Consider the following 21082-nt stretch of genomic DNA (forward strand, 5'->3'; position numbering starts at 1 on the left):
TTATGGGCTTGAAACATTTTCTTGAAAAAATCGAACCGCACTTCCTGCCGGGCGGCAAACATGAAAAATGGTATGCCCTCTACGAAGCTGCGGCGACGATTTTCTATACATCCGGCGCGGTAACGCGCAAAGCGGCCCACGTCCGCGATGCGCTCGACTCCAAGCGCATGATGATCTTGGTGTGGCTGGCTTTGTTCCCTGCCATGTTCTACGGTATGTACAACGTCGGCGCACAGGCATTCGGTGCGTTAACGCCTGATTTGCTGCAACAAAATATCGCCAACGACTGGCATTACGCCCTTGCCAACGCTTTGGGCATCAATATGTCGTCTGAGGCGGGCGTGTTGGGCAAAATGCTGTTCGGCGCGATTTTCTTCCTGCCGATTTACGCGACTGTATTTGTTGTGGGCGGCTTCTGGGAAGTTTTGTTCGCATCCGTACGCAAACACGAAATCAACGAAGGTTTCTTCGTGACTTCGATTCTGTTTGCTTTGATTGTTCCCCCTACCCTGCCTTTGTGGCAAGCGGCTTTGGGTATTTCTTTCGGCGTTGTGGTTGCGAAAGAAGTATTCGGCGGTACAGGTAAAAACTTCATGAACCCTGCTCTTGCAGGCCGTGCGTTCCTGTTCTTCGCCTACCCTGCCAACATTACCGGCGATACCATTTGGACTGCGGTTGATGGCTATTCCGGTGCCACTGCTTTGGCGCAATGGGCGGCACACGGTGCAGACGGCCTGAAAAATGCTGTAACCGGTCAAGCCATTTCTTGGATGGATGCGTTTATCGGTAATGTACCCGGCTCAATCGGCGAAGTGTCCACTTTGGCGCTCTTAATCGGCGGCGCGTTTATCGTGTTCACCCGTATTGCCTCTTGGCGCATTATCGCCGGCGTGATGATCGGTATGATTGCCATGTCTTCACTGTTTAACTTCATCGGTTCGGACACCAACGCCATGTTCTCCATGCCTTGGTACTGGCACTTGGTAGTCGGCGGCTTCGCCATCGGTATGCTGTTTATGGCGACCGACCCTGTTTCCGCTTCCTTTACCAATGTCGGCAAATGGTGGTACGGAGCGCTTATCGGTGTAATGTGCGTGTTGATCCGCGTGGTCAACCCTGCTTACCCCGAAGGCATGATGTTGGCGATTCTGTTTGCCAACCTGTTTGCCCCGATTTTCGACTATTTCGTCGCACAAGCGAACATCAAACGCAGAAAGGCGCGCAGCAATGGCTAAGAAATTCGATAAAGACAGCTTCAGCGGCACGCTGATTGTGGTATTGGTTGTCAGCCTGATTTGTTCCATCATCGTTGCTGGTGCGGTCGTTGGCTTGAAACCAATCCAAGAGAAACAAAAACTCCAAGATAAACAAGGCTATATCTTGAGCGTAGCCGGTTTGATGGATAAAAACACCGACATCAGCAAAACCTTTGCCGAGCGTATCGAGCAACGTGTCGTGGACTTGGCTACCGGCGAATACGTCGCCGATGCGCCTAAAGACTTCAGCGCACGCGTTGCCGGCAAAGACCCTGCCCAAAGCATCCAAATCAAACCTGAAGACGATTTGGCAGGCATCAAAAGCCGTGCCAAATACACTGAGGTTTACTTGGTAAAAGGCGAAGACGGCAAAGTCAGCCAAATCATCCTGCCTATGCACGGTAACGGCTTGTGGTCTGTCATGTACGGTTTTGTCGCCATTCAACCTGACGGCAACACCATCAACGGCATTACCTACTACGACCAAGGTGAAACCCCGGGTTTGGGCGGCGAAATCGGCAACCCTCTGTGGCAACAAAAATTCGTCGGCAAAAAACTGTTTGACGAACAAGGCAAACTCGCCCTGCACGTCGGCAAAGGCGCAGGCTCAGACAAAGAACACGGCGTAGATGCCCTCTCCGGCGCATCGCTGACATCTAAAGGCGTGCAAGGTTCGTTCGCCTACTGGTTCGGCGAAAACGGCTATATCCCCTACCTGAACAAATTGAAATCAGCAGGAGCACAATAATGGCTGACATGAAACGCTTGAAATATTTGATGTTTTCACCCTTTATCGACAACAACCCGATTGCCTTGCAGGTTTTGGGTATTTGTTCGGCTTTGGCGGTTACCACCAAACTTCAGACGGCCATCGTAATGGGTATTTCCGTAGCTTTGGTAACCGGTTTTTCCAGCTTCTTCATTTCTTTGGTACGCAACTACATCCCCAACAGCATCCGTATTATTGTGCAAATGGCGATTGTTGCTTCCTTGGTAACGCTGGTTGACCAACTGCTCCAAGCCTTTGCTTATGAGCTGTCCAAACAGCTGTCCGTATTCGTCGGCCTGATTATTACCAACTGTATCGTAATGGGCCGTGCCGAAGCATTCGCCATGAAAGAGCCGCCGCTGGAAAGCTTGGTTGACGGTATCGGCAACGGCGCAGGTTACGGCATGATGTTGATCATCATCGCAACCATCCGCGAACTGATCGGCTCTGGCAAGCTCTTTGGCTACACCATTTTCCAAACAGTACAAGATGGCGGCTGGTATCAAACCAACGGCTTGTTCTTGCTCGCCCCTAGCGCGTTCTTCATCATCGGCTTCTTGGTATGGGGTCTGCGCACTTGGAAACCTGAACAGGCGGAGAAATAACACATGGAACATTACTTAAGCCTCTTTGTAAAATCCGTCTTTCTGGAAAACATGGCACTTTCCTTCTTCTTGGGAATGTGTACATTTTTGGCGGTATCTAAAAAAGTATCCACCGCATTCGGTTTGGGCGTTGCCGTTACTTTCGTACTCGGCCTGTCCGTCCCAGCCAACCAACTGGTTTACTCGCTGCTGAAAGACGGCGCGCTGGTTGAAGGTGTGGACCTGACCTTCCTGAAATTCATCACCTTCATCGGCGTGATTGCCGCTTTGGTGCAGATTTTGGAAATGTTCTTGGATAAATTCGTCCCTGCCCTCTACAACGCATTGGGTATCTACCTGCCCCTGATTACCGTAAACTGCGCGATTTTCGGTGCCGTATCGTTTATGGCGCAACGCGAATACAACTTCGGCGAGTCCGTTGTATACGGTTTCGGCGCAGGTCTGGGCTGGCTTTTGGCTATTGTCGCTTTGGCGGGCATTACCGAAAAAATGAAATATTCGGATGTCCCTAAAGGCCTCAAAGGCTTGGGCATTACCTTTATCGCCGCTGGCCTGATGGCAATGGCGTTTATGTCGTTCTCCGGCATCCAGTTATAAGAAAGGAATCGGCATGGAGATTATTTTAGGTATCGTGATGTTTACCCTCATCGTCTTGGTTTTGGCACTGATGATTCTGTTTGCCAAATCCAAGTTGGTGAGCGAAGGCGACATCACCATCAAAGTCAATAACGAAAAAGAGCTGACGATGCCTGCCGGCGGCAAACTGCTGGGTGCGCTTGCCAGCCAAGGCATCTTCGTTCCTTCCGCCTGCGGTGGCGGCGGCTCATGCGGTCAGTGCCGCGTTGTCGTGAAAAGCGGCGGTGGCGACATTCTGCCAACCGAGTTGTCCCACATCAGCAAACGCGAAGCGCGCGAAGGCTGCCGTCTGTCTTGTCAGGTCAACGTTAAAACCGACATGGACATCGAAGTACCAGAAGAAGTATTCGGCGTGAAAAAATGGGAATGTACCGTCATCTCGAATGACAACAAAGCAACGTTCATTAAAGAACTCAAGCTTGCCATTCCTGAAGGTGAAGAAGTTCCTTTCCGCGCCGGCGGCTACATCCAAATTGAAGCCCCTCCTCACACTGTTGCCTACAAAGACTTCGACATTCCTAAGGAATACCACGAAGACTGGGACAAATACAATCTGTGGCAATACGTTTCCAAAGTGGATGAGCCGATTTTGCGTGCCTACTCTATGGCTTCATACCCTGAAGAAAAAGGCATCATCATGCTGAACGTGCGTATCGCTACGCCTCCTCCACGCGTACCTGATGCGCCTCCAGGACAAATGTCGTCTTATATCTGGTCGCTTAAAGCCGGTGATAAAGTAACGATTTCCGGTCCGTTTGGTGAGTTCTTCGCAAAAGACACCGATGCCGAAATGGTATTTATCGGCGGTGGTGCGGGTATGGCTCCGATGCGTTCCCACATTTTCGACCAGTTGAAACGTTTGAACTCCAAACGCAAAATTACCTTCTGGTACGGCGCACGTTCTAAACGCGAGATGTTCTATGTCGAAGACTTCGACCAACTCGCAGCAGAATTCCCGAACTTCGCATGGCACGTCGCCCTGTCCGACCCATTGCCTGAAGACAACTGGGACGGTTATACAGGCTTCATTCACAACGTGGTTTACGAAAACCATCTGAAAAACCACGAAGCACCGGAAGACTGCGAATTCTATATGTGCGGCCCTCCGATCATGAACCAGTCCGTGATCAAAATGCTCAAAGACTTGGGCGTGGAAGACGAAAACATCCTCTTGGACGATTTCGGCGGCTAACAGACAAAAAGGAAGAAACTTCGGTTTCTTCCTTTTTTATTTCCAGGCCGTCTGAAAACCATACTTTCAGACGGCCTGAACCTTTCTTTTACGATACAATAAAGGCTTCAAAAAATAATCCGCAAATCCCTTATGCCGTTTCTTTCCAATTCGTTTTACCGTCCGATAATCGGTTGTACCGTTGCCATCGTTTCCGCACTCACCCTCTCTGCCTGCCAACCCGAAAAACAACAAACCATTACCCTGCAAGGCGAGACCATGGGCACGACCTATACCGTCAAATATCTTTCAGACGGCCAAGACAAACTCCCCTCCCCTGCTGAAATACAAAAACGCATTGATGACGCACTTAAAGAAGTCAATCGTCAAATGTCTACCTACCAGACCGATTCCGAAATCAGCCAATTCAACCAGCTGCGCACCGTCAATCAGGCCATGCCCATTTCCCAAGACTTTGCCTATGTAACCGGCGAAGCCTTACGTTTAAACAAACTGACGCACGGCGCACTGGACGTAACCGTCGGCCCTTTGGTCAACCTTTGGGGATTCGGCCCGCAAAAAGAAATCACACACGAACCGACTGTACAAGAAATCCAACATGCTTCAGAAATGGTCGGTACGGACAAACTCAAACTTTCCCAAGATGGGCAGCAGCCTACACTCGCAAAAACCCATCCCGAAGTCTATTTAGACCTATCCTCCATCGCCAAAGGCTTTGGCGTGGATAAAACCGCCGCCGAACTTGAAAAACTCAATATCGGCAATTATTTGGTAGAAATCGGAGGCGAGTTGCATGGCAAAGGCCACAATGCGCAAGGCAACCCTTGGCGTATCGGCATCGAGCAGCCCAATATCGTTCAAGGAGGCACCACCCAAATCACTATTCCATTGGACAATAAATCACTGGCCACGTCCGGCGACTACCGCATTTTCCATGTCGATAAGTCAGGCCGCCGCCTTTCCCATATCATCAACCCTAAAACCAAACAACCCATCAGCCACAACCTTGCTTCCATCAGCGTAGTAGCTGAAAACGCCACACTTGCAGACGGCCTTTCAACCGGATTGTTCGTCCTCGGAGAAACCGAAGCGCTTAAACTTGCCGAGCAAGAAAATCTCGCCGTTTTCCTTATCATCCGAAACCCTCAAGGCGGCTACCATACTAAAATGTCCAGCACATTCAAGAAATTATTAAACTAACCTTCAGGAATACACACATGAAAACCCTCCTTCTGACTTTCGGTATTTTTATCATTGTCATCCTCGGCATGGCAGTCGGCTATATTTTCTCCAAACGCACCATCAAAGGCAGCTGCGGCGGCATTTCCTCTCTCGGCATGAAGAAAATGTGCGATTGCGACACGCCATGCGATACCTTGCAAAAAGAGCTGGATAAAAAACAACATTCCGACAACCAAAGCATCAAGGTTGATCATTAAGTCGTTGTTGAATGTTTATTAGTGATGTAAGGATGCTTATCCCCTATCAGGCCGTCTGAAAAATAAAAGAGCGTAATCCCAATGGATACACGCTCTTTTATTTTGCCTCTTCCAAAGCAATCCAACCATATCTTGCACACCCGTTTAAAACAAAACACTCCAAACCAATCGAGAAAAAAGAAAAGCTCCTGCAAAACAGGAGCTTTTTCTTGGAAGAAACCGGATTATTTCAATTTAGTTTCTTTGTAAATAACGTGTTTACGGGCTACTGGGTCAAATTTTTTGATTTCCAGTTTGCCAGGCATAGTACGTTTGTTTTTAGTAGTTGTGTAGAAGTGACCAGTACCAGCACTGGACTCCAGTTTGATTTTATCGCGCATTGCAGTAATCCTTAATTAATGGTGTTTAAATTAAGCTTCGCCGCGAGCACGCAAATCAGCCAATACGACATCAATGCCTACTTTATCGATGGTGCGCAATGCAGCGTTAGAAACGCGCAGGCGAACCCAGCGGTTTTCACTTTCTACCCAGAAACGACGTGATTGCAAGTTAGGCAAAAAACGACGTTTGGTTTTGTTGTTGGCGTGTGATACGTTATTGCCAGACATCGGGCGCTTACCGGTCACTTTGCAAACTCGTGCCATGGTTAGTCTCCAAACTTCTAAAATAGTAAAACGCAATTTATACCACGAAATCCGCCTTCAGTTCAAGTCGTTTACTGAAAAAACGGGATTTGTGGAAATAAATCTTCTCAATATGTTGCATCTGCGAAACGGTATTTCGCAAAGCCTTAACTTTTCAATTATAACGGATTTCTTTAAAAAAATCATCTGTCGTTTGCGTGGCCGGCGAAATAAACAGGCCGTCTGAACATTTCAGACGGCCTGTTTATCGTCATGCTTTTTTCTTCAATGCCGCATTCAAAATACAGCCGAGTATAAAGCAGGCTAAAGAGGGAACAACCCATCCCAAACCGATATTGTAAAACGGCAATGCGCGCTCGATAGCGGCAGCGGTGTCAGCATTAAATCCAAACGCGGCCTTATAGGCATCGAGCAAACCGACCACAAGGGCCGCCATCATGGTGCAGAAATAGACAATACGGCCGCCGCCAAACAATTTATCTGTCAAAGCCAGCAGAATGATGACGATAGTCAGCGGATACAACAGCATCAACATAGGGATGGAAAACTGCAAAATTGCTGACAGGCCTTTGTTGGCCAACAGGATAGACACCACCGTATTCAGTATCACAAAGGCTTTATAAGAAATGCCCGGGCAGAGACGGTTAAAATATTCGGCGCATGAAGTAATCAAGCCAACCGCCGTACTCAGACAGGCAAGCAGCACCATGACGCCAAGCAACACAATACCGGCCGTACCGAAATAGTACTGTGCAGTTTTAGACAAAACCGACGCGCCGTTTTCCTGCAAACCGATACCGGCCACGCCTGTCGCACCCATATAGCCGATAAACAGGTAAACCACTGCCAAACAAGAAGCCGCCAACACGCCCGAAATCGTCGTGGTCTTCAGCAAGTCCGCGCGGTTGTCCACACCCATGGCGCGAACGGCATCGATAACGATAATGGCAAACACCAGCGAAGCCAGCGCGTCCATGGTGCCGTAGCCTTCCAAAATACCTTTAACCAACGGATGAGTGGCAAAATCGCCTTGCGCCGCCTGCGGCACGCCCATGGGATTAATGGCGGCATAGCCGACCAATATCGCAATTGACAACAACAAAACAGGCGTGAGGATTTTACCGATACGGTCAACCAGCTTACCCGGGGAAATCGACAGCCAATAAGTAATACCGAAAAACACCAGGCTGAACACTGCCAATGCGATGTTTTTCCAAGATTCGTCAATGAAAGGGGAAATCGCAGTTTCAAAAGACACTGTCGCCGTACGCGGCATGGCAAACAGAGGGCCGATTGCCAGATAAAGCGCAGTGGCAAAAGTCACTCCGTACCAAGGCGCAACACGGGAAGCCAATGCCTCCACATCGCGCGAGCCAGAATAACCGACGGCAATCACGCCCAGCAATGGCAAACCTGCCCCTGTCAGCAAAAAGCCAAACATGGCCGAAAGCCAGTTTTCACCGGCCTGCTGCCCTAAAAAAGCAGGAAAAATCAGATTCCCCGCCCCAAAAAACAGAGCAAACAACATTAAGCCCACTGCCCATAAAGAAGCTTTGGTATGACTTGTCGTCGAATCCATTTTAGTTCTCTTTTTTCAAATTCTCATTATCGGTTTCATCGGCTTCAAGGCCGTCTGAAAGCATTTCAGCTTCGTTTGTTTCCAAACCGTCTTTCAGGCTGATTTCGATTTCACCATAATTTTCAGGCTGCACGATACGCACCAAGCCTTCTTTAGCCAATTCCAGCAATGCAATAAAATTGACCACCACATATGTCGCGCCCTGCTCCGGCTTAAACAAATCGCTAAACTTGCTGATACTGCTTTCGTTCAAGCGACGCAAAATCGCCGTCATCTGCGCGCGCACAGATATGGTTTCCCGCACCACTTCATGACTGCGCGTATGCTTGGCACGCGACAAAATACCCAACCAAGCCTGCGTTAAATCAGCAACGTACACTTCCGGCAACTTCGCTTCGACCGCAATTTCCAACGGCAGATACGCCCAAGCAAAATCTCGCCCCGCACGCGGCAACGCATCCAAGCCCTGAGCCGCCAGTTTCATCTGTTCGTAAGCCAACAGACGGCGCACCAACTCGGCACGCGGATCCGCCTCTTCATCCTCAACTTCTTCAGGACGCGGCAACAGCAGGCGCGATTTAATTTCAATCAACATCGCTGCCATCAGCAGGTATTCTGCCGCCAAATCAAACTGATACGCTTCCATTTGAGCAATATAGTGCAGATACTGCTCGGTAATCTTCACCATAGGAATATCAAGGACATCGATATTTTGCTTGCGGATGAGGTACAGCAACAAATCCAACGGCCCTTGGAAGCTGCTCAATACCACCTTCAACGCATCAGGCGGAATAAACAAATCCTGCGGCACATCGGTAACAGGCTGACCGAACACCCACGCAACGGTATGTTCAGACGGCGTTGCGGCAGTGGAAGAAATAAGGTGCTCTGAAGGCATGGTTAAAGGGTCTTTTTCTTTTGAAGTTTAATAAGAAGTTGCATCAACAAAAGGCCGTCTGAAACAAGGACAACCCGTTTTTAATATAAAAATCAGCGTTTTTTACGATTGATTTGCAAAGAAACAATGGCGACGGCAAATGTCTGCGCCAAGGCCATACCCAACAGCGGCAGGCTGGCGAAAACCGTACCCGTCAGTACCGAGCTAATATCGCGGGACAACACAAAACCATCCCTCGCAAGCATCGCCACCATCAAAGCCAACAGCAGCAAACTTTCGCAGCCGACCAAAAGCCAAATCATTTTAACAGAACGGCGTTTGCGCCATTTCATGATACCGGCGTGCAAAAGGCTGAATATCACGACGGACAGACACGGATAAAGAAAAGTGGTGAATGGACGGGTATAACCGCTTTGCACACACAAATAATCGCCCGGCAGCGTATTGCATTCCATTACATCGAGAAACATCGGATCGACGGCATACATCAATACGCCGAACCATACCGCATAAATCAGACTGGCAATAAAGTAGGCTTTAAAAAATCGGTTCTTACCCATTTCCTACCCCTCACTTCCGCCCCGCGATATGCTCCACCGCAGCCTGCGCGCAATACAGCCCAAACGAAGCCGTTACCAGCATACTCGCGCCATAGCCCGCGCAGGACAAACCTTGCGGCGCGGCATCGGTCGAACACGCTTCGCCGGATTGCGGCGGCGTAATATTCTCGGTTGAATAAACGCAAGGCACGCGCATTTTTTCTTTGGTATTGCGGCTGAAGCCGTAGCGTTTGCGCAAGGTGTAGCGCAAGTTGGAAAGCAGCGGATCGTGGGTAACGCGGCTCAAATCGGCGGTTTGAATCAACGCCGGATTCTTCTGTCCGCCCGCGCCGCCGCTGATAATAAACGGTTGTTTATGTTGCACGAAATACGCCGCCATCGCCGCTTTTACACGGATTTGGTCGATGGCGTCGATGACAAAGTCAAAAGGCCGTCTGAAAAGCTCGTCCAGATTGTCTTCGGTCACAAAATCTTCAATTTCCGTCACTTCGCATTTCGGATTGATTTGGGCAATGCGTTCGCGCAAAGCGGTAACCTTTGCCTTACCGAAATCATCGGTCAAGGCGTGCAATTGGCGGTTGACATTGGATTCGGCAACATTGTCCAAATCAATCAGCGTTAAACGACCGATGCCGCTCCTCGCTAACGCCTCCACCGCCCACGAGCCGACGCCGCCGACACCGACCACGCACACATGCGCACGCGAAAAGCGCGCCAGTGCTTCGTCTCCGTAAAGTCTGGCAATACCGCCAAAGCGGCGCGAAGAAAGAAAAGCGGCGTCCTGCATAAGTAACCTTGTGATATATCAATAAATTAATGAAAAACGCGACAGGCGATTCGGACAGACATTATACTTGAAAGCAGATGGGCTGTTGTACCCGCCCGAAAGAGTTTATAATCGTTTCACATTCAGACAAGTTCTGATTTCATATTAAACGAAAGTGCCGCTACTCGGCGCAAAAGGAGAATAAATATGTACAAACATCTGGTTGTAGCCGTTGACGGTAGCGAGACCTCCCTCAATGCATTGAAACACGCCGCCGAACTGGCAAGCCTCAACAAAGCCCAACTGACTTTGGTTCACGTTGCCAACCCTGCAGAATACATGGCTTTGGCTCCTGAATTCCTGCAACACGAAAGCTACGAAGCCGCCGCCGTTGCCCAAGGTAACGAAGTTTTGGATTTCGCAGAAAAAACAGCGCGTGAAAACGGCGTTGAAAACATCGTAAAACACCTGTTGGTCGCCAACAAAGGCGCGCGCGAAATGGCGCAAGACTTGGTTGACTACGCCGACGAAAACGGCGCCGACCTGCTGGTACTCGGCACACACGGCCGCACCGGCCTGATGCACCTGCTGATGGGCAGCTTCGCCGAAACCGTAATGCGCCAAAGCCACCTGCCTCTACTGATTATCCGCAGCAAAGCCGAAGAAGCATAATCAAGCATTGATTTAAAATAGCGAAAGGCCGTCTGAATATTTTTCAGACGGCCTTTTTTCACATGACAGCTTCAGCTTTTATTTCGCCATTTCTTTGAACACTTCGTGTGCCGCAGCAATGGTTTCGTCAATCAGCTCGGGTGTATGCGCGGCGGAAACAAAGCCGGCTTCATAAGCGGACGGGCCGAAGGCAACATTGCGGTCGAGCATACCGTGGAAGAAATGTTTGAAACCTTCAATATTGGAACGCGCCATATCGGCGTAGTTTTGCGGTGCATGGTTAGCAAAATACAGACCGAACATGCCACCCACGCTGTCCGCCGTAAATTCAACGCCGTGCGCTTTGGCCGCGTCGGCAATACCGTTGGCGAGACGTTGGGTCAGGGCAGTCAGGTTTTCATAGAAGCCTTCGCGCTGAATGATTTCCAGCGTTTTCAAACCGGCTGCAACCGCAATCGGATTGCCGGACAATGTACCTGCCTGATACACGCCGCCCAACGGGGAAATACATTCCATAATGTCTTTACGGCCGCCGAACGCCGCCAAAGGCATACCGCCGCCGATTACTTTGCCCATGGTGGTCAAATCGGGTTTGATGCCGTGCAAAGATTGCGCACCGCCCAGCGCCACGCGGAAGCCGGTCATCACTTCGTCGTAAATCAACACGGCACCGTGTTTTTCAGTCAATTCGCGCAAGGCTTTGACAAAGGCTTCAGACGGCCTAACCAGATTCATATTGCCGACAAAAGGCTCCAAAATCACACAGGCGATGTCATTGCCGCTTTGTGCAAAGGCTTCTTCCAGTTGGGCGATATTGTTGTACTCGAGTACCAAAGTGTGTTTGGTAAAATCGGCAGGCACACCGGCGGAAGAAGGATTGCCAAACGTCAGCAGACCGCTGCCTGCTTTAACCAACAGGCTGTCGGAATGGCCGTGGTAGCAGCCTTCAAACTTGATGATTTTGTCGCGGCCGGTAAAACCGCGTGCCAGACGGATGGCGGTCATCGTTGCTTCCGTACCGGAGCTGACAAGGCGCAGCTGCTCGACGGACGGCATGATTTTGGCGATTTCTTCGGCAATGACAATTTCGCCTTCAGTCGGCGCACCAAACGACAAACCGCCCAATGCTGCTTCGCGCACGGCTTCAATGACTTCAGGATGGGCATGGCCGACAATCGCAGGGCCCCAAGAGCCGACATAGTCGGTATAACGCGTGCCGTTTTCATCCCAAACATACGCGCCTTCTGCCTTTTTGATAAAGCGCGGCACGCCGCCGACGCTGCCGAATGCGCGCACAGGAGAGTTTACGCCGCCGGGAATAATGGCTTTGGCGCGGTTGAACAAGCTTTCATTACGGTTCATGGTCAATTCTTTCGTAAGAGGTCGTCTGAAAATCAAATCGGAGCCATTTTAACACCAAATCCTTTTCAGACGGCCCAAGCTTCAAAATAAGAATCGGGAGCAAAATCAAAATTATTCTTTAAAAACAAACACTCTATCCACATTTTTCCTGCTTGTGCTATAATCCGCGACCTATTGAAACAATAAAAGAAAAGCATCATGTTACGCGGATTCATACTCAGCCTCGCCCTTTTGGCGTCCTCCCTCGTCCATGCACAACGCAGCCTGCCTGATGATATGGACGTGGCCGTTTTAAAAACTGTCGATCTGCCTTATCTGAAAGTCAGCAAAGGTGGTTTTTCTTGGACGCGCCTGCTGACCTTGGGCATTGTGGACGGCAATGCAGCCAAACTGCAAATCACCCGCTTCACCAAAATCCACGATGAAAACGACCGTTTCATCCCCATGGGCCGCCTGCTGAACCAAACCGGCAAAGCCGTCGCGTTCAAATACAACGAAGAAAGCCGCCTCGTCCGCGAAATCTGGATTTTGACCGATGCCGAAGCCGACAGGTTCATCGAACACGCCAAAAAGCAGAAAAAGGCGGAAGAATAATTTTTCAGACGGCCCGAGTATTTCACAGGCCGTCTGAACCCTTTTACAACAAGCAAATCAATCAAAACAAACCATGAAAAAAGTATTTATCCGCACCTTCGGGTGCCAAATGAACGAGTACGACAGCGAAAAAATGCTGTCCGTCCTCGCCGAAGAACACGGCGGCATCGAACAGGTTACCCAACCTGACGACGCCGACATCATCTTGTTCAACACCTGCTCCGTGCGTGAAAAAGCGCAAGAGAAAGTCTTCTCCGACTTGGGCCGCGTACGTCCGCTCAAAGAAAAAAATCCCGACCTCATCATCGGCGTTGCCGGCTGCGTTGCCTCTCAAGAAGGCGAAAACATCGTCAAACGCGCTCCGTATGTGGACGTGGTTTTCGGCCCGCAAACGCTGCACCGCCTGCCCAAACTCATCGTTGACAAAGAAACCACCGGCCTGTCTCAAATCGACATTTCCTTCCCCGAAATCGAGAAATTCGACCACCTGCCGCCTGCGCGCGTAGAAGGCGGCTCGGCGTTCATTTCCATTATGGAAGGCTGTTCCAAATACTGCTCTTACTGCGTCGTCCCTTACACCCGCGGCGAAGAATTCTCCCGCCCGCTCAACGACGTATTGACCGAGATTGCCGGTTTGGCGCAACAAGGCGTTAAAGAAATCAACCTCTTAGGCCAAAACGTTAATGCCTATCGTGGCGAAATGGAAAACGGCGAAATCTGCGATTTTGCCACTTTGTTGCGCATCGTCCACGAAATCCCCGGCATCGAACGCCTGCGCTTTACCACCAGCCATCCGCGCGAATTTACCGACGCGATTATCGAGTGCTACCGCGACCTGCCGAAGCTGGTTTCCCATCTGCACCTGCCGATTCAAAGCGGTTCCGACCGCGTATTGAGCGCGATGAAACGCGGCTACACCGCCTTGGAATACAAATCCATCATCCGCAAACTGCGCGCCATCCGTCCTGATTTGTGCCTCAGCTCCGACTTTATCGTCGGCTTCCCGGGCGAGACCGAGCGCGAGTTCGAGCAAACCTTGAAACTGGTAAAAGACATTGCCTTCGACTTGAGCTTCGTCTTTATTTACAGTCCGCGTCCGGGCACGCCTGCCGCCAACCTACACGACGACACGCCGCATGAAGAAAAAGTGCGCCGCCTCGAAGCTTTGAACGAAGTCATCGAAGCCGAAACTGCGCGCATCAACCAAACCATGATCGGCACGGTTCAACGCTGCTTGGTTGAAGGCATCTCCAAAAAAGACCCTGACCAACTGCAAGCCCGTACCGCCAACAACCGCGTGGTCAACTTTACCGGCACACCCGACATGATCAACCAAATGATCGATTTGGAAATCACCGAAGCCTACACCTTCTCCCTGAAAGGCAAACCAGTATAAGCACACACAAACATAGGCCGTCTGAAACTGTTCAGACGGCCTTTATCTTGGTTCGGCCCGGCATTATCTGATTCATGTATTTTTATTACCCGAACAAAAGGCTTTTCAGTATAATACCGCCCGAAAATTCCCTTATCTGTTGAGAAGTTAAGGTCAAAATCCGAGCTTCCGACAATTAAACCCGATGATGCCGTCTTTGAACGGCTTTCCCCAAAGGAATATCTCGAATGAGTTCTTCAAATCAAAGCGTTTTGGAAAGATTATTCAACCTCAACGCCAATCAGACCAACGTCCGCACGGAAATTATGGCCGGGGTGACAACCTTCCTCGCCATGTGCTACATCATCATCGTCAATCCCCTGATTCTGGGTGAAACCGGCATGGATATGGGCGCAGTATTTGTGGCCACCTGTATCGCCTCCGCCATCGGCTGTTTCGTGATGGGCTTTGTCGGCAACTACCCGATTGCCCTCGCTCCGGGCATGGGTTTGAACGCCTACTTTACCTTTGCCGTGGTCAAAGGCATGGGCGTGGACTGGCGTGTGGCTTTGGGTGCCGTTTTCATTTCAGGCATTATTTTCATCCTGTTCAGCTTCTTTAAAGTACGTGAAATGCTGGTCAACGCCCTGCCCATGGGCTTGAAAATGTCGATTGCCGCAGGTATCGGCCTCTTCTTGGCATTGATTGCGCTCAAAGGCGCAGGCGTGATTGTGGCCAATCCTGCCACATTGGTCGGTTTGGGCGACATCCACCAGCCTACCGCCCTGCTGGCGATGGCAGGCTTTGTGATGGTGGTTGCACTTGGCCACTTCCGCGTCAAAGGCTCCATCATCATTACCATTCTGACGCTGACTGCCGTCTCCACCGTCTTGGGCTTGAGCGAGTTCAAAGGCGTGGTCGGCGAAGTCCCAAGCATTGCGCCGACTTTCATGCAGATGGACTTCAAAGGCTTGTTCACCGTCAGCATGGTCAGCGTGATTTTTGTATTCTTCCTGGTCGACCTGTTTGACTCTACCGGCACATTGGTCGGCGTTTCCCACCGCGCAGGCCTGTTGCAAGACGGCAAACTGCCGCGTTTGAAACGCGCCCTGCTTGCCGACTCTACCGCCATCGTCGCCGGCGCCGCCTTGGGTACTTCTTCCACTACCCCTTACGTTGAAAGTGCGGCAGGCGTTTCTGCCGGCGGCCGTACCGGTCTGACTGCCGTTACCGTCGGCGTACTGATGCTGGCCTGTCTGATTTTCTCCCCGCTGGTTCAAAGCATTCCTGCATTCGCTACCGCTCCAGCCCTGCTCTATGTTGGCGCGCAAATGTTGCGTAGCGCGCGCGAAATCGATTGGGACGACATGACCGAAGCCGCACCGGCATTCCTGACCATCGTCTTCATGCCGTTTACCTACTCAATTGCCGACGGTATTGCGTTCGGCTTTATCAGCTACGCACTCATCAAACTCTTGTGCAACCGCACCCAAGACGTACCGCCTATGGTATGGATTGTCGCCGTATTGTGGGCATTGAAATTCTGGTTCTTGGGTTAAACTGTTCAAAAGAACAGGCCGTCTGAAAACTTTTCAGACGGCCTGTTTTATTTTACTCAGCGTTTAAAGCTGTCGGTAAAAGGTTATTTTTTCACTTTTTTAGCAGCTGGTTTAGCGCCTTTGTCCAATGCACAGAAGCGGGTAACGATTTGATCAACCACTTCTTGTTTGCCGTTTACTTCGGTAGTACCGCGGATAGTCAGCATGTTGCCATCAACTTTGTCTACGTTGGCTGCAGTGGCAGCTTCAGCAACCCAAGCAACATTACCGCCCCAGAATGCGTTTACATCTTTGCTGCTGTCAGTGATACGGAACAGGTTTTCAGTTAATTGGCCTTTGTATTTTACTTGGGCGGCAACAACTTCGTTGCCTTTGAAGCCGTACATTACGCTCAAAGGCTCTTTGCCGTCTTTACCGCATTTGTAGTGAACTTCTTTTTTACCGTCAATAGAGTCTACTTTCAAAGTATTAGGTACTGGAGCTTGAGCTTGTTGAGCCTGAGCTTGGGTTTGTTGTTGCGCAGTAGGCGCAGCTTTGGCTTCAGGTTTGGCTTTAGAACCGCTGCTACATGCAGTCAGGGCAACAGCCGCCAAAACGGCAGGAACGATTAATTTAACATTCATATTCATAATTGACTCCAAAATGGTTTCAATAAAAAACCAGCAAAGGCCGGCTGACATTTACACATTAACAGAGATATTCCGTCTTGTCTTTATCTCAGACGGCATTTTTTAAGAAAAGTTTAAATGTATATTTTTATCTTCTAAAATCAATAAATTATAAATATGAAATCATGTAAATTCAGGTTTGGGAATTTTTAAGATGAATACTGTTGTCAATAAATCGGGGGTCGGCAATGGTAAAATGAGATTGAAAAGCGCATTTAGACGACAAAAGTCTGAGCAATTTATTTTATATACTTCTGCCTCTCGATTTGCTGAGCGTTTCAGACGGCCTTAAACATAAACAAGAAATGCAATAAAAAAACGCAATCTGAAACAGATTGCGTTTTTTGGAAACTGGCACGCCCACGGGGAATCGAACCCCGGTTACCGCCGTGAAAGGGCGATGTCCTAACCGCTAGACGATGGGCGCGGATAAATCTTGTGGCGCACCCGGAGCGATTCGAACGCCCGACCCTCTGGTTCGTAGCCAGATACTCTATCCAACTGAGCTACGGGTGCATCCTCATCACTTCGCTAGTGCGTTGTGAATCAAGAAGACCGAATAATATAGACTTTACTGAAACCTGTCTACTCTTTTCGCAGATATTTTTTATATTTTTAATTAAATGATTGAAATTAAACAATATAAAATTAACGTAAAATCCCTACTCCTGATAAATCCTGCGCCATTTTGGCGGCGGAGTTATCGGTCATACCGCCGACAAAATCCAAGATTTTCATATAGGCCTGATACAGACTGTCTTCAGGAAGAATCGGATTGTGCTTTTTCAATAATTCCAACGCCAAAGACTGACGCGTTGCCAACTGTTTTTCAGCAATCAGGGCATAAGCGGCAGGGACGAGCAAATCCAAGATGGAGCCTAAGCATGGGAATGTTGCAATTTCGGTCAAGAGCTTGGTGTGATGGCGGAAAATCCGTGTTTGCGCCAATTCTTTCGCTTTTGCCAAAGTGTTTTGCACTTGCGGGCTACACAGAGCAAGCAAGTCTTTGCCTTTGAATGTTCCGTCCAACAAGTCGGACTGATGCAGCATAAAGGTTTGCGCGACATCATCAATCGCCTTGCCAATCGCAATACCGCGCAACATGGCACAACGCTGACGGCTGGAGCTGGCATGCCATGCGCTTTCGGCAAAGGTCAGCTCGGACAAGATACTCTCCACTTCCGTATCCGTGAGTAAATCCAATTCGACGGCATCTTCCAAGTCCAGCAAGGCATAGCAAATATCGTCGGCAGCCTCCATCAAATAAGACAAAGGATGACGCGCCCAGCTGTCTATTCCTGCGGAAACCAGTCCCAATTCATCAGCAACTTGACGGATAAACGGCAACTCTGTTTGATAAATATTGAATTTCTTTCTGCCGTTTGGATGTTGCGTTGTCCACGGATACTTCAGCAATGCGCCGATGGCTGCCGCAGTCAGGCGCATTCCGCCTGCTTCCGGATACATTTCAAGGCTGGCAACGATACGCAGGCTATGCGCATTGCCTTCATAGGTTTGAATATCGTTGCGTTCCGCTTCGTTTAATGTGTTCAGATAAATTTGATGCTCAGGCCGTCTGAACCAATCGCGTAAAGCATCTTCACCGGTATGGCCAAACGGCGGATTGCCCAAATCATGTGCCAAACAGGCAACCTGCACCACGGCACCAATATCGCTGGGCGTATTGCCCTGCGGCAGAAAACCGCCGTTGTGCAACATCACGCCCACGCGGTTGCCCAAGCTCCTGCCCACGCTGGCAACTTCAACGCTGTGCGTCAGACGGTTGTGCGTCAAGTCATGTTGCGCCAGCGGATGCACTTGCGTTTTACGGCCAAGACGGCGGAAGGCTCCGGAGAAAACAACCCGGTCGTAGTCAATGTGAAAATCCGTACGCAAAGCATCGGCACCTTCCTGCGTCGAAGGGGTAACGGTCGGCACGATTTCGCCGTTTTTAGTACGGAAACGTTGAGTAGATAATAAGTTTTGCCAATTCATTCGGATGGTCATAAAGGTTCCTCAAGCAAAGTAAAGGCCGTCTGAAACATATTCAGACGGCCTTATGCTTATTTACCGCGCATCAATTCAAAGAAATCGTCGTTATTTTTAGAGTCTTTGAGTTTGCCCACCAAAAACTCGGTCGCTTCGATTTCGTCCATAGGATGCAGGAATTTACGCAAGAGCCACATACGTTGCAACTGATCGTTCGGCACCAGCAATTCTTCGCGGCGCGTACCGGATTTATTGATGCTGATGGCCGGGAACAGGCGTTTTTCTGCCATGCGGCGGTCAAGGTGCAATTCCATATTGCCCGTGCCTTTGAACTCTTCGTAAATCACGTCGTCCATGCGGCTGCCGGTTTCAACAAGCGCTGTCGCGATAATGGTAAGCGAACCGCCCTCTTCCACATTACGCGCTGCGCCGAAAAAGCGTTTCGGACGATGCAAAGCGTTGGCATCGACACCACCGGTCAGAATTTTGCCCGAAGTCGGCACGACGGTATTGTAGGCGCGTGCCAAACGAGTAATCGAATCCAGCAGGATGACTACGTCTTTTTTGTGTTCGACCATGCGTTTGGCTTTTTCAATCACCATCTCGGCCACTTGTACATGGCGTTGCGCAGGTTCGTCAAACGTAGAGGAAACCACTTCGCCGCGTACAGAACGGCTCATTTCGGTCACTTCTTCCGGACGCTCGTCAATCAACAGGACAAGCAGCTCGACATCAGGATAATTGGCGGTAATGGCGTGGGCAATGTTTTGCAACATTACGGTTTTACCGGTTTTAGGCGGCGCCACCAACAATGCACGTTGGCCTTTACCGATCGGGGAAACCAAGTCGATGGCGCGGCCGGTCAGATTCTCTTCGGCTTTGATGTCGCGCTCGAGTTTGAATTGTTCGGTTGGGAATAAAGGCGTAAGGTTTTCAAAGAGGATTTTGTGTTTGCAGACTTCGGGCGGATCGCCGTTGATGGTGTCGAGGCGGACAAGTGCGAAATAGCGTTCGTTGTCTTTGGGTACGCGCACGCTGCCTTCGATGGTGTCGCCGGTGTGCAGATTGAAGCGGCGGATTTGCGTGGGCGAAACATAAATATCGTCAGGGCCGGCAAGATAAGAAGTATCTGCGCTGCGCAGGAAACCGAAGCCGTCGGGCAGGATTTCAAGTGTGCCCGAGCAGGTAAAGCTGACATTCTGCTTCATCATCTGGCGGACGATGGCAAAAACGAGGTCTTGTTTGCGGAAACGGTTGGCGTTTTCAATGCCATGTTCTTCTGCCATTTCCAAGAGTTTGGAAATGTGGAGGGTTTGGAGTTCTGAAACGTGCATAGTATTGATATATTTTGGATGGTATCAGAGAGATGGCACACAGGCCGTCTGAAAGTATGAAATCGTGCCGCAGGATACGGTAGATTTTTGAGAAAGTTGAATTTTAGGCAGTTGGAGGCAGGGTGTCAAATTTTTAAATCGAACACTGAACCGAGACCATAATCTTACCCTGCAATAAGATTATGGCCGGCAACAGCTTGGCAATCGCAACCCCATCGCCCAAAATCCGAGTATTTACCCAACTTCAGACGGCCCTCTGCCCGTACCGCATCAGCGTCATGCCGCCGACTGCCGCCGCACAGCCCGCAACCAACGAAATATGCAGCGGTTCGCCCAAAAAACACGCCGAAGACAGCACACCGAAAATCGGCACAAGCGTAATATACGCCGCCGCGCTGCCTGCACCCAAAGTCTTTACGCCTTCGAAATACCACGCATAGGCCAATACCGTCGCACCGATGACCAGCCACGCCAAGGCCGTCCAACCGCGCCCATCCATTGCCGCTATCGCCTCAAACGGTATTCCGTCCGTCCACAACGCCACCACCGACAACATCAACGCACCAATGAACGACGTTGCCGTCGTTACCGTCAGCGCATCTATCCCGCGCAAAACCGCGCGACCGATTAAGGTATAAGCCGCCCAACAGACCACGCAGCCGAAAATCAGCCACTCCCCCGCCTTGATGCCGCCCGACAATACCGTCAACGGCTGCCCTTGCGTTACCACCATAATGGCACCGCCGACCGCCAGCAGCATACCCGCCAAAATCTTCGCGTTTAGACGCTCGCCGAAAAACCAAGTTGCCAACAGCAGCGTCAACACAGGATTCACCGCCACGACCACCGCCGCCTTGCCTGCCGGCATAGTCTGCAAACCCAGCATAAAAAACACCGCATAGCCGCACACGCCGACGGAAGCGGCTGCCGTCAAACCCAGCCATTGCCGCGCCGACAAAGCCGCCAAAGTCGCGAACCTACTGCGCGCAAACAACCAGCCCAACAACAAAACCGAAGCCAAGACAAACCGAACCGCCCCGCCCGTCAGCGGCGGCAGCGACTGCCCCAGCATCCGCCCCATCGGCCAAGACGCACCCCACAACACCGCCATTCCCAGCAGTTTCAAATGTACAGAATAACGTTCCATCTCATCCCTTTTATCGACAAAGGCCGTCTGAAAACCGG

At 50.3% G+C, this 21082-nt stretch carries 22 protein-coding genes and 2 tRNA genes; 11 read left to right on the forward strand and 13 right to left on the reverse strand.

Annotated features, from left to right (window positions below; all coding sequences use genetic code 11):
• Positions 1–2: 2 nt before the first annotated feature.
• From HMPREF2675_RS09635 to nqrM, 7 genes are all read left to right on the forward strand, one after another.
• Positions 3–1235: an NADH:ubiquinone reductase (Na(+)-transporting) subunit B gene (locus HMPREF2675_RS09635; RefSeq protein ID WP_070460324.1), complete on the forward strand. Its 1233-nt coding sequence runs from the start codon at positions 3–5 to the stop codon at positions 1233–1235.
• Positions 1228–2004: a Na(+)-translocating NADH-quinone reductase subunit C gene (locus HMPREF2675_RS09640; RefSeq protein WP_070814906.1), complete on the forward strand. Its 777-nt coding sequence runs from the start codon at positions 1228–1230 to the stop codon at positions 2002–2004. The genes HMPREF2675_RS09635 and HMPREF2675_RS09640 overlap by 8 nt, the downstream gene beginning before the upstream one ends.
• A complete protein-coding gene (locus HMPREF2675_RS09645) occupies positions 2004–2630 on the forward strand; it encodes an NADH:ubiquinone reductase (Na(+)-transporting) subunit D (RefSeq protein ID WP_003684313.1) in 627 nt (208 codons plus the stop codon). The genes HMPREF2675_RS09640 and HMPREF2675_RS09645 overlap by 1 nt, the downstream gene beginning before the upstream one ends.
• Positions 2631–2633: 3 nt before the next feature.
• Positions 2634–3227, forward strand: a complete 594-nt coding sequence (gene nqrE, locus HMPREF2675_RS09650; RefSeq protein WP_003684365.1) for an NADH:ubiquinone reductase (Na(+)-transporting) subunit E — start codon at positions 2634–2636, stop codon at positions 3225–3227.
• A 13-nt stretch (positions 3228–3240) separates the two neighbouring features.
• Positions 3241–4458 carry an NADH:ubiquinone reductase (Na(+)-transporting) subunit F gene (gene nqrF / locus HMPREF2675_RS09655; RefSeq protein WP_070814908.1) on the forward strand — a complete coding sequence of 406 codons (1218 nt, stop codon included), beginning with the start codon at positions 3241–3243 and terminating at the stop codon, positions 4456–4458.
• A gap of 132 nt (positions 4459–4590) precedes the next feature.
• Positions 4591–5658 (forward strand): FAD:protein FMN transferase, encoded by a 1068-nt coding sequence (locus tag HMPREF2675_RS09660; RefSeq protein ID WP_083323917.1) that lies wholly within the window; start codon positions 4591–4593, stop codon positions 5656–5658.
• Positions 5659–5675: 17 nt separating this feature from the next.
• Complete coding sequence (gene nqrM / locus HMPREF2675_RS09665) at positions 5676–5897, forward strand: (Na+)-NQR maturation NqrM (protein WP_070814910.1); 222 nt, start codon at positions 5676–5678, stop codon at positions 5895–5897.
• A 224-nt stretch (positions 5898–6121) separates the two neighbouring features.
• On the opposite strand, the gene rpmG is transcribed toward nqrM, so the two are convergent.
• The 6 genes from rpmG to HMPREF2675_RS09695 form a co-directional block, all read right to left on the reverse strand.
• Entirely contained in the window at positions 6122–6277 is a 156-nt protein-coding gene (gene rpmG / locus HMPREF2675_RS09670) for a 50S ribosomal protein L33 (RefSeq protein ID WP_003684373.1), read from the reverse strand.
• A gap of 30 nt (positions 6278–6307) precedes the next feature.
• Positions 6308–6541 carry a 50S ribosomal protein L28 gene (gene rpmB, locus HMPREF2675_RS09675; protein ID WP_002216391.1) on the reverse strand — a complete coding sequence of 78 codons (234 nt, stop codon included), beginning with the start codon at positions 6539–6541 and terminating at the stop codon, positions 6308–6310.
• Positions 6542–6791: 250 nt separating this feature from the next.
• Complete coding sequence (brnQ, locus tag HMPREF2675_RS09680; protein WP_083323919.1) at positions 6792–8120, reverse strand: branched-chain amino acid transport system II carrier protein; 1329 nt, start codon at positions 8118–8120, stop codon at positions 6792–6794.
• A gap of 1 nt (position 8121) precedes the next feature.
• Entirely contained in the window at positions 8122–9018 is an 897-nt protein-coding gene (locus HMPREF2675_RS09685) for a segregation and condensation protein A (protein ID WP_070814912.1), read from the reverse strand.
• Positions 9019–9110: 92 nt separating this feature from the next.
• On the reverse strand, positions 9111–9578 hold the full coding sequence (locus tag HMPREF2675_RS09690; RefSeq protein ID WP_070814914.1) for a hypothetical protein: 468 nt from the start codon (positions 9576–9578) through the stop codon (positions 9111–9113).
• A gap of 10 nt (positions 9579–9588) precedes the next feature.
• Complete coding sequence (locus HMPREF2675_RS09695; protein WP_070814916.1) at positions 9589–10365, reverse strand: tRNA threonylcarbamoyladenosine dehydratase; 777 nt, start codon at positions 10363–10365, stop codon at positions 9589–9591.
• Between the two features lie 186 nt (positions 10366–10551).
• On the opposite strand from HMPREF2675_RS09695, the gene HMPREF2675_RS09700 reads away from it, so the two are divergent.
• Positions 10552–11016 carry a universal stress protein gene (locus HMPREF2675_RS09700; RefSeq protein ID WP_003748822.1) on the forward strand — a complete coding sequence of 155 codons (465 nt, stop codon included), beginning with the start codon at positions 10552–10554 and terminating at the stop codon, positions 11014–11016.
• A gap of 78 nt (positions 11017–11094) precedes the next feature.
• On the opposite strand, the gene hemL is transcribed toward HMPREF2675_RS09700, so the two are convergent.
• On the reverse strand, positions 11095–12378 hold the full coding sequence (gene hemL, locus HMPREF2675_RS09705; protein ID WP_036492983.1) for a glutamate-1-semialdehyde 2,1-aminomutase: 1284 nt from the start codon (positions 12376–12378) through the stop codon (positions 11095–11097).
• Between the two features lie 198 nt (positions 12379–12576).
• Between hemL and HMPREF2675_RS09710 the strand changes: the two genes are divergently transcribed.
• The 3 genes from HMPREF2675_RS09710 (at position 12577) to HMPREF2675_RS09720 (ending at position 15906) form a co-directional block, all read left to right on the forward strand.
• Entirely contained in the window at positions 12577–12972 is a 396-nt protein-coding gene (locus tag HMPREF2675_RS09710) for a hypothetical protein (protein WP_049333912.1), read from the forward strand.
• 73 nt (positions 12973–13045) lie between these two features.
• Entirely contained in the window at positions 13046–14368 is a 1323-nt protein-coding gene (gene miaB / locus HMPREF2675_RS09715; protein ID WP_003684389.1) for a tRNA (N6-isopentenyl adenosine(37)-C2)-methylthiotransferase MiaB, read from the forward strand.
• 227 nt (positions 14369–14595) lie between these two features.
• Entirely contained in the window at positions 14596–15906 is a 1311-nt protein-coding gene (locus HMPREF2675_RS09720; RefSeq protein WP_070814918.1) for an NCS2 family permease, read from the forward strand.
• A gap of 83 nt (positions 15907–15989) precedes the next feature.
• Here HMPREF2675_RS09720 and HMPREF2675_RS09725 read toward each other — a convergent pair whose 3' ends face one another.
• From HMPREF2675_RS09725 to HMPREF2675_RS09750, 6 genes are all read right to left on the reverse strand, one after another.
• On the reverse strand, positions 15990–16535 hold the full coding sequence (locus HMPREF2675_RS09725; protein WP_070815025.1) for a hypothetical protein: 546 nt from the start codon (positions 16533–16535) through the stop codon (positions 15990–15992).
• A 391-nt stretch (positions 16536–16926) separates the two neighbouring features.
• Positions 16927–17001 (reverse strand) — tRNA-Glu (locus HMPREF2675_RS09730).
• A gap of 12 nt (positions 17002–17013) precedes the next feature.
• A tRNA-Arg gene (locus HMPREF2675_RS09735) sits at positions 17014–17090 on the reverse strand.
• 132 nt (positions 17091–17222) lie between these two features.
• A complete protein-coding gene (locus tag HMPREF2675_RS09740; protein WP_004519554.1) occupies positions 17223–18581 on the reverse strand; it encodes a deoxyguanosinetriphosphate triphosphohydrolase in 1359 nt (452 codons plus the stop codon).
• 56 nt (positions 18582–18637) lie between these two features.
• Positions 18638–19897, reverse strand: coding sequence for a transcription termination factor Rho (gene rho, locus HMPREF2675_RS09745; RefSeq protein ID WP_070814920.1), 1260 nt, complete (start codon positions 19895–19897; stop codon positions 18638–18640).
• A 244-nt stretch (positions 19898–20141) separates the two neighbouring features.
• Positions 20142–21044 carry a DMT family transporter gene (locus HMPREF2675_RS09750; RefSeq protein WP_070814922.1) on the reverse strand — a complete coding sequence of 301 codons (903 nt, stop codon included), beginning with the start codon at positions 21042–21044 and terminating at the stop codon, positions 20142–20144.
• Positions 21045–21082: the final 38 nt, after the last annotated feature.

The sequence above is a fragment of the Neisseria sp. HMSC061H08 genome (assembly GCF_001836795.1).
Lineage (GTDB): Bacteria > Pseudomonadota > Gammaproteobacteria > Burkholderiales > Neisseriaceae > Neisseria > Neisseria subflava_A.

Coding starts and splice junctions, on each gene's coding strand:
- HMPREF2675_RS09635 (WP_070460324.1), top strand. CDS start 3: ATGGGCTTGAAACATTTTCTTGAAAAAATCGAACCGCACTTCCTGCCG.
- hemL (WP_036492983.1), bottom strand. CDS start 12,378: ATGAACCGTAATGAAAGCTTGTTCAACCGCGCCAAAGCCATTATTCCC.
- rho (WP_070814920.1), bottom strand. CDS start 19,897: ATGCACGTTTCAGAACTCCAAACCCTCCACATTTCCAAACTCTTGGAA.
- nqrM (WP_070814910.1), top strand. CDS start 5,676: ATGAAAACCCTCCTTCTGACTTTCGGTATTTTTATCATTGTCATCCTC.
- HMPREF2675_RS09660 (WP_083323917.1), top strand. CDS start 4,591: ATGCCGTTTCTTTCCAATTCGTTTTACCGTCCGATAATCGGTTGTACC.
- HMPREF2675_RS09685 (WP_070814912.1), bottom strand. CDS start 9,018: ATGCCTTCAGAGCACCTTATTTCTTCCACTGCCGCAACGCCGTCTGAA.
- miaB (WP_003684389.1), top strand. CDS start 13,046: ATGAAAAAAGTATTTATCCGCACCTTCGGGTGCCAAATGAACGAGTAC.
- HMPREF2675_RS09645 (WP_003684313.1), top strand. CDS start 2,004: ATGGCTGACATGAAACGCTTGAAATATTTGATGTTTTCACCCTTTATC.
- HMPREF2675_RS09740 (WP_004519554.1), bottom strand. CDS start 18,581: ATGACCATCCGAATGAATTGGCAAAACTTATTATCTACTCAACGTTTC.
- rpmB (WP_002216391.1), bottom strand. CDS start 6,541: ATGGCACGAGTTTGCAAAGTGACCGGTAAGCGCCCGATGTCTGGCAAT.
- nqrE (WP_003684365.1), top strand. CDS start 2,634: ATGGAACATTACTTAAGCCTCTTTGTAAAATCCGTCTTTCTGGAAAAC.
- HMPREF2675_RS09750 (WP_070814922.1), bottom strand. CDS start 21,044: ATGGAACGTTATTCTGTACATTTGAAACTGCTGGGAATGGCGGTGTTG.
- HMPREF2675_RS09725 (WP_070815025.1), bottom strand. CDS start 16,535: ATGAATATGAATGTTAAATTAATCGTTCCTGCCGTTTTGGCGGCTGTT.
- HMPREF2675_RS09695 (WP_070814916.1), bottom strand. CDS start 10,365: ATGCAGGACGCCGCTTTTCTTTCTTCGCGCCGCTTTGGCGGTATTGCC.
- HMPREF2675_RS09690 (WP_070814914.1), bottom strand. CDS start 9,578: ATGGGTAAGAACCGATTTTTTAAAGCCTACTTTATTGCCAGTCTGATT.
- HMPREF2675_RS09700 (WP_003748822.1), top strand. CDS start 10,552: ATGTACAAACATCTGGTTGTAGCCGTTGACGGTAGCGAGACCTCCCTC.
- HMPREF2675_RS09710 (WP_049333912.1), top strand. CDS start 12,577: ATGTTACGCGGATTCATACTCAGCCTCGCCCTTTTGGCGTCCTCCCTC.
- rpmG (WP_003684373.1), bottom strand. CDS start 6,277: ATGCGCGATAAAATCAAACTGGAGTCCAGTGCTGGTACTGGTCACTTC.
- HMPREF2675_RS09720 (WP_070814918.1), top strand. CDS start 14,596: ATGAGTTCTTCAAATCAAAGCGTTTTGGAAAGATTATTCAACCTCAAC.
- brnQ (WP_083323919.1), bottom strand. CDS start 8,120: ATGGATTCGACGACAAGTCATACCAAAGCTTCTTTATGGGCAGTGGGC.
- nqrF (WP_070814908.1), top strand. CDS start 3,241: ATGGAGATTATTTTAGGTATCGTGATGTTTACCCTCATCGTCTTGGTT.
- HMPREF2675_RS09640 (WP_070814906.1), top strand. CDS start 1,228: ATGGCTAAGAAATTCGATAAAGACAGCTTCAGCGGCACGCTGATTGTG.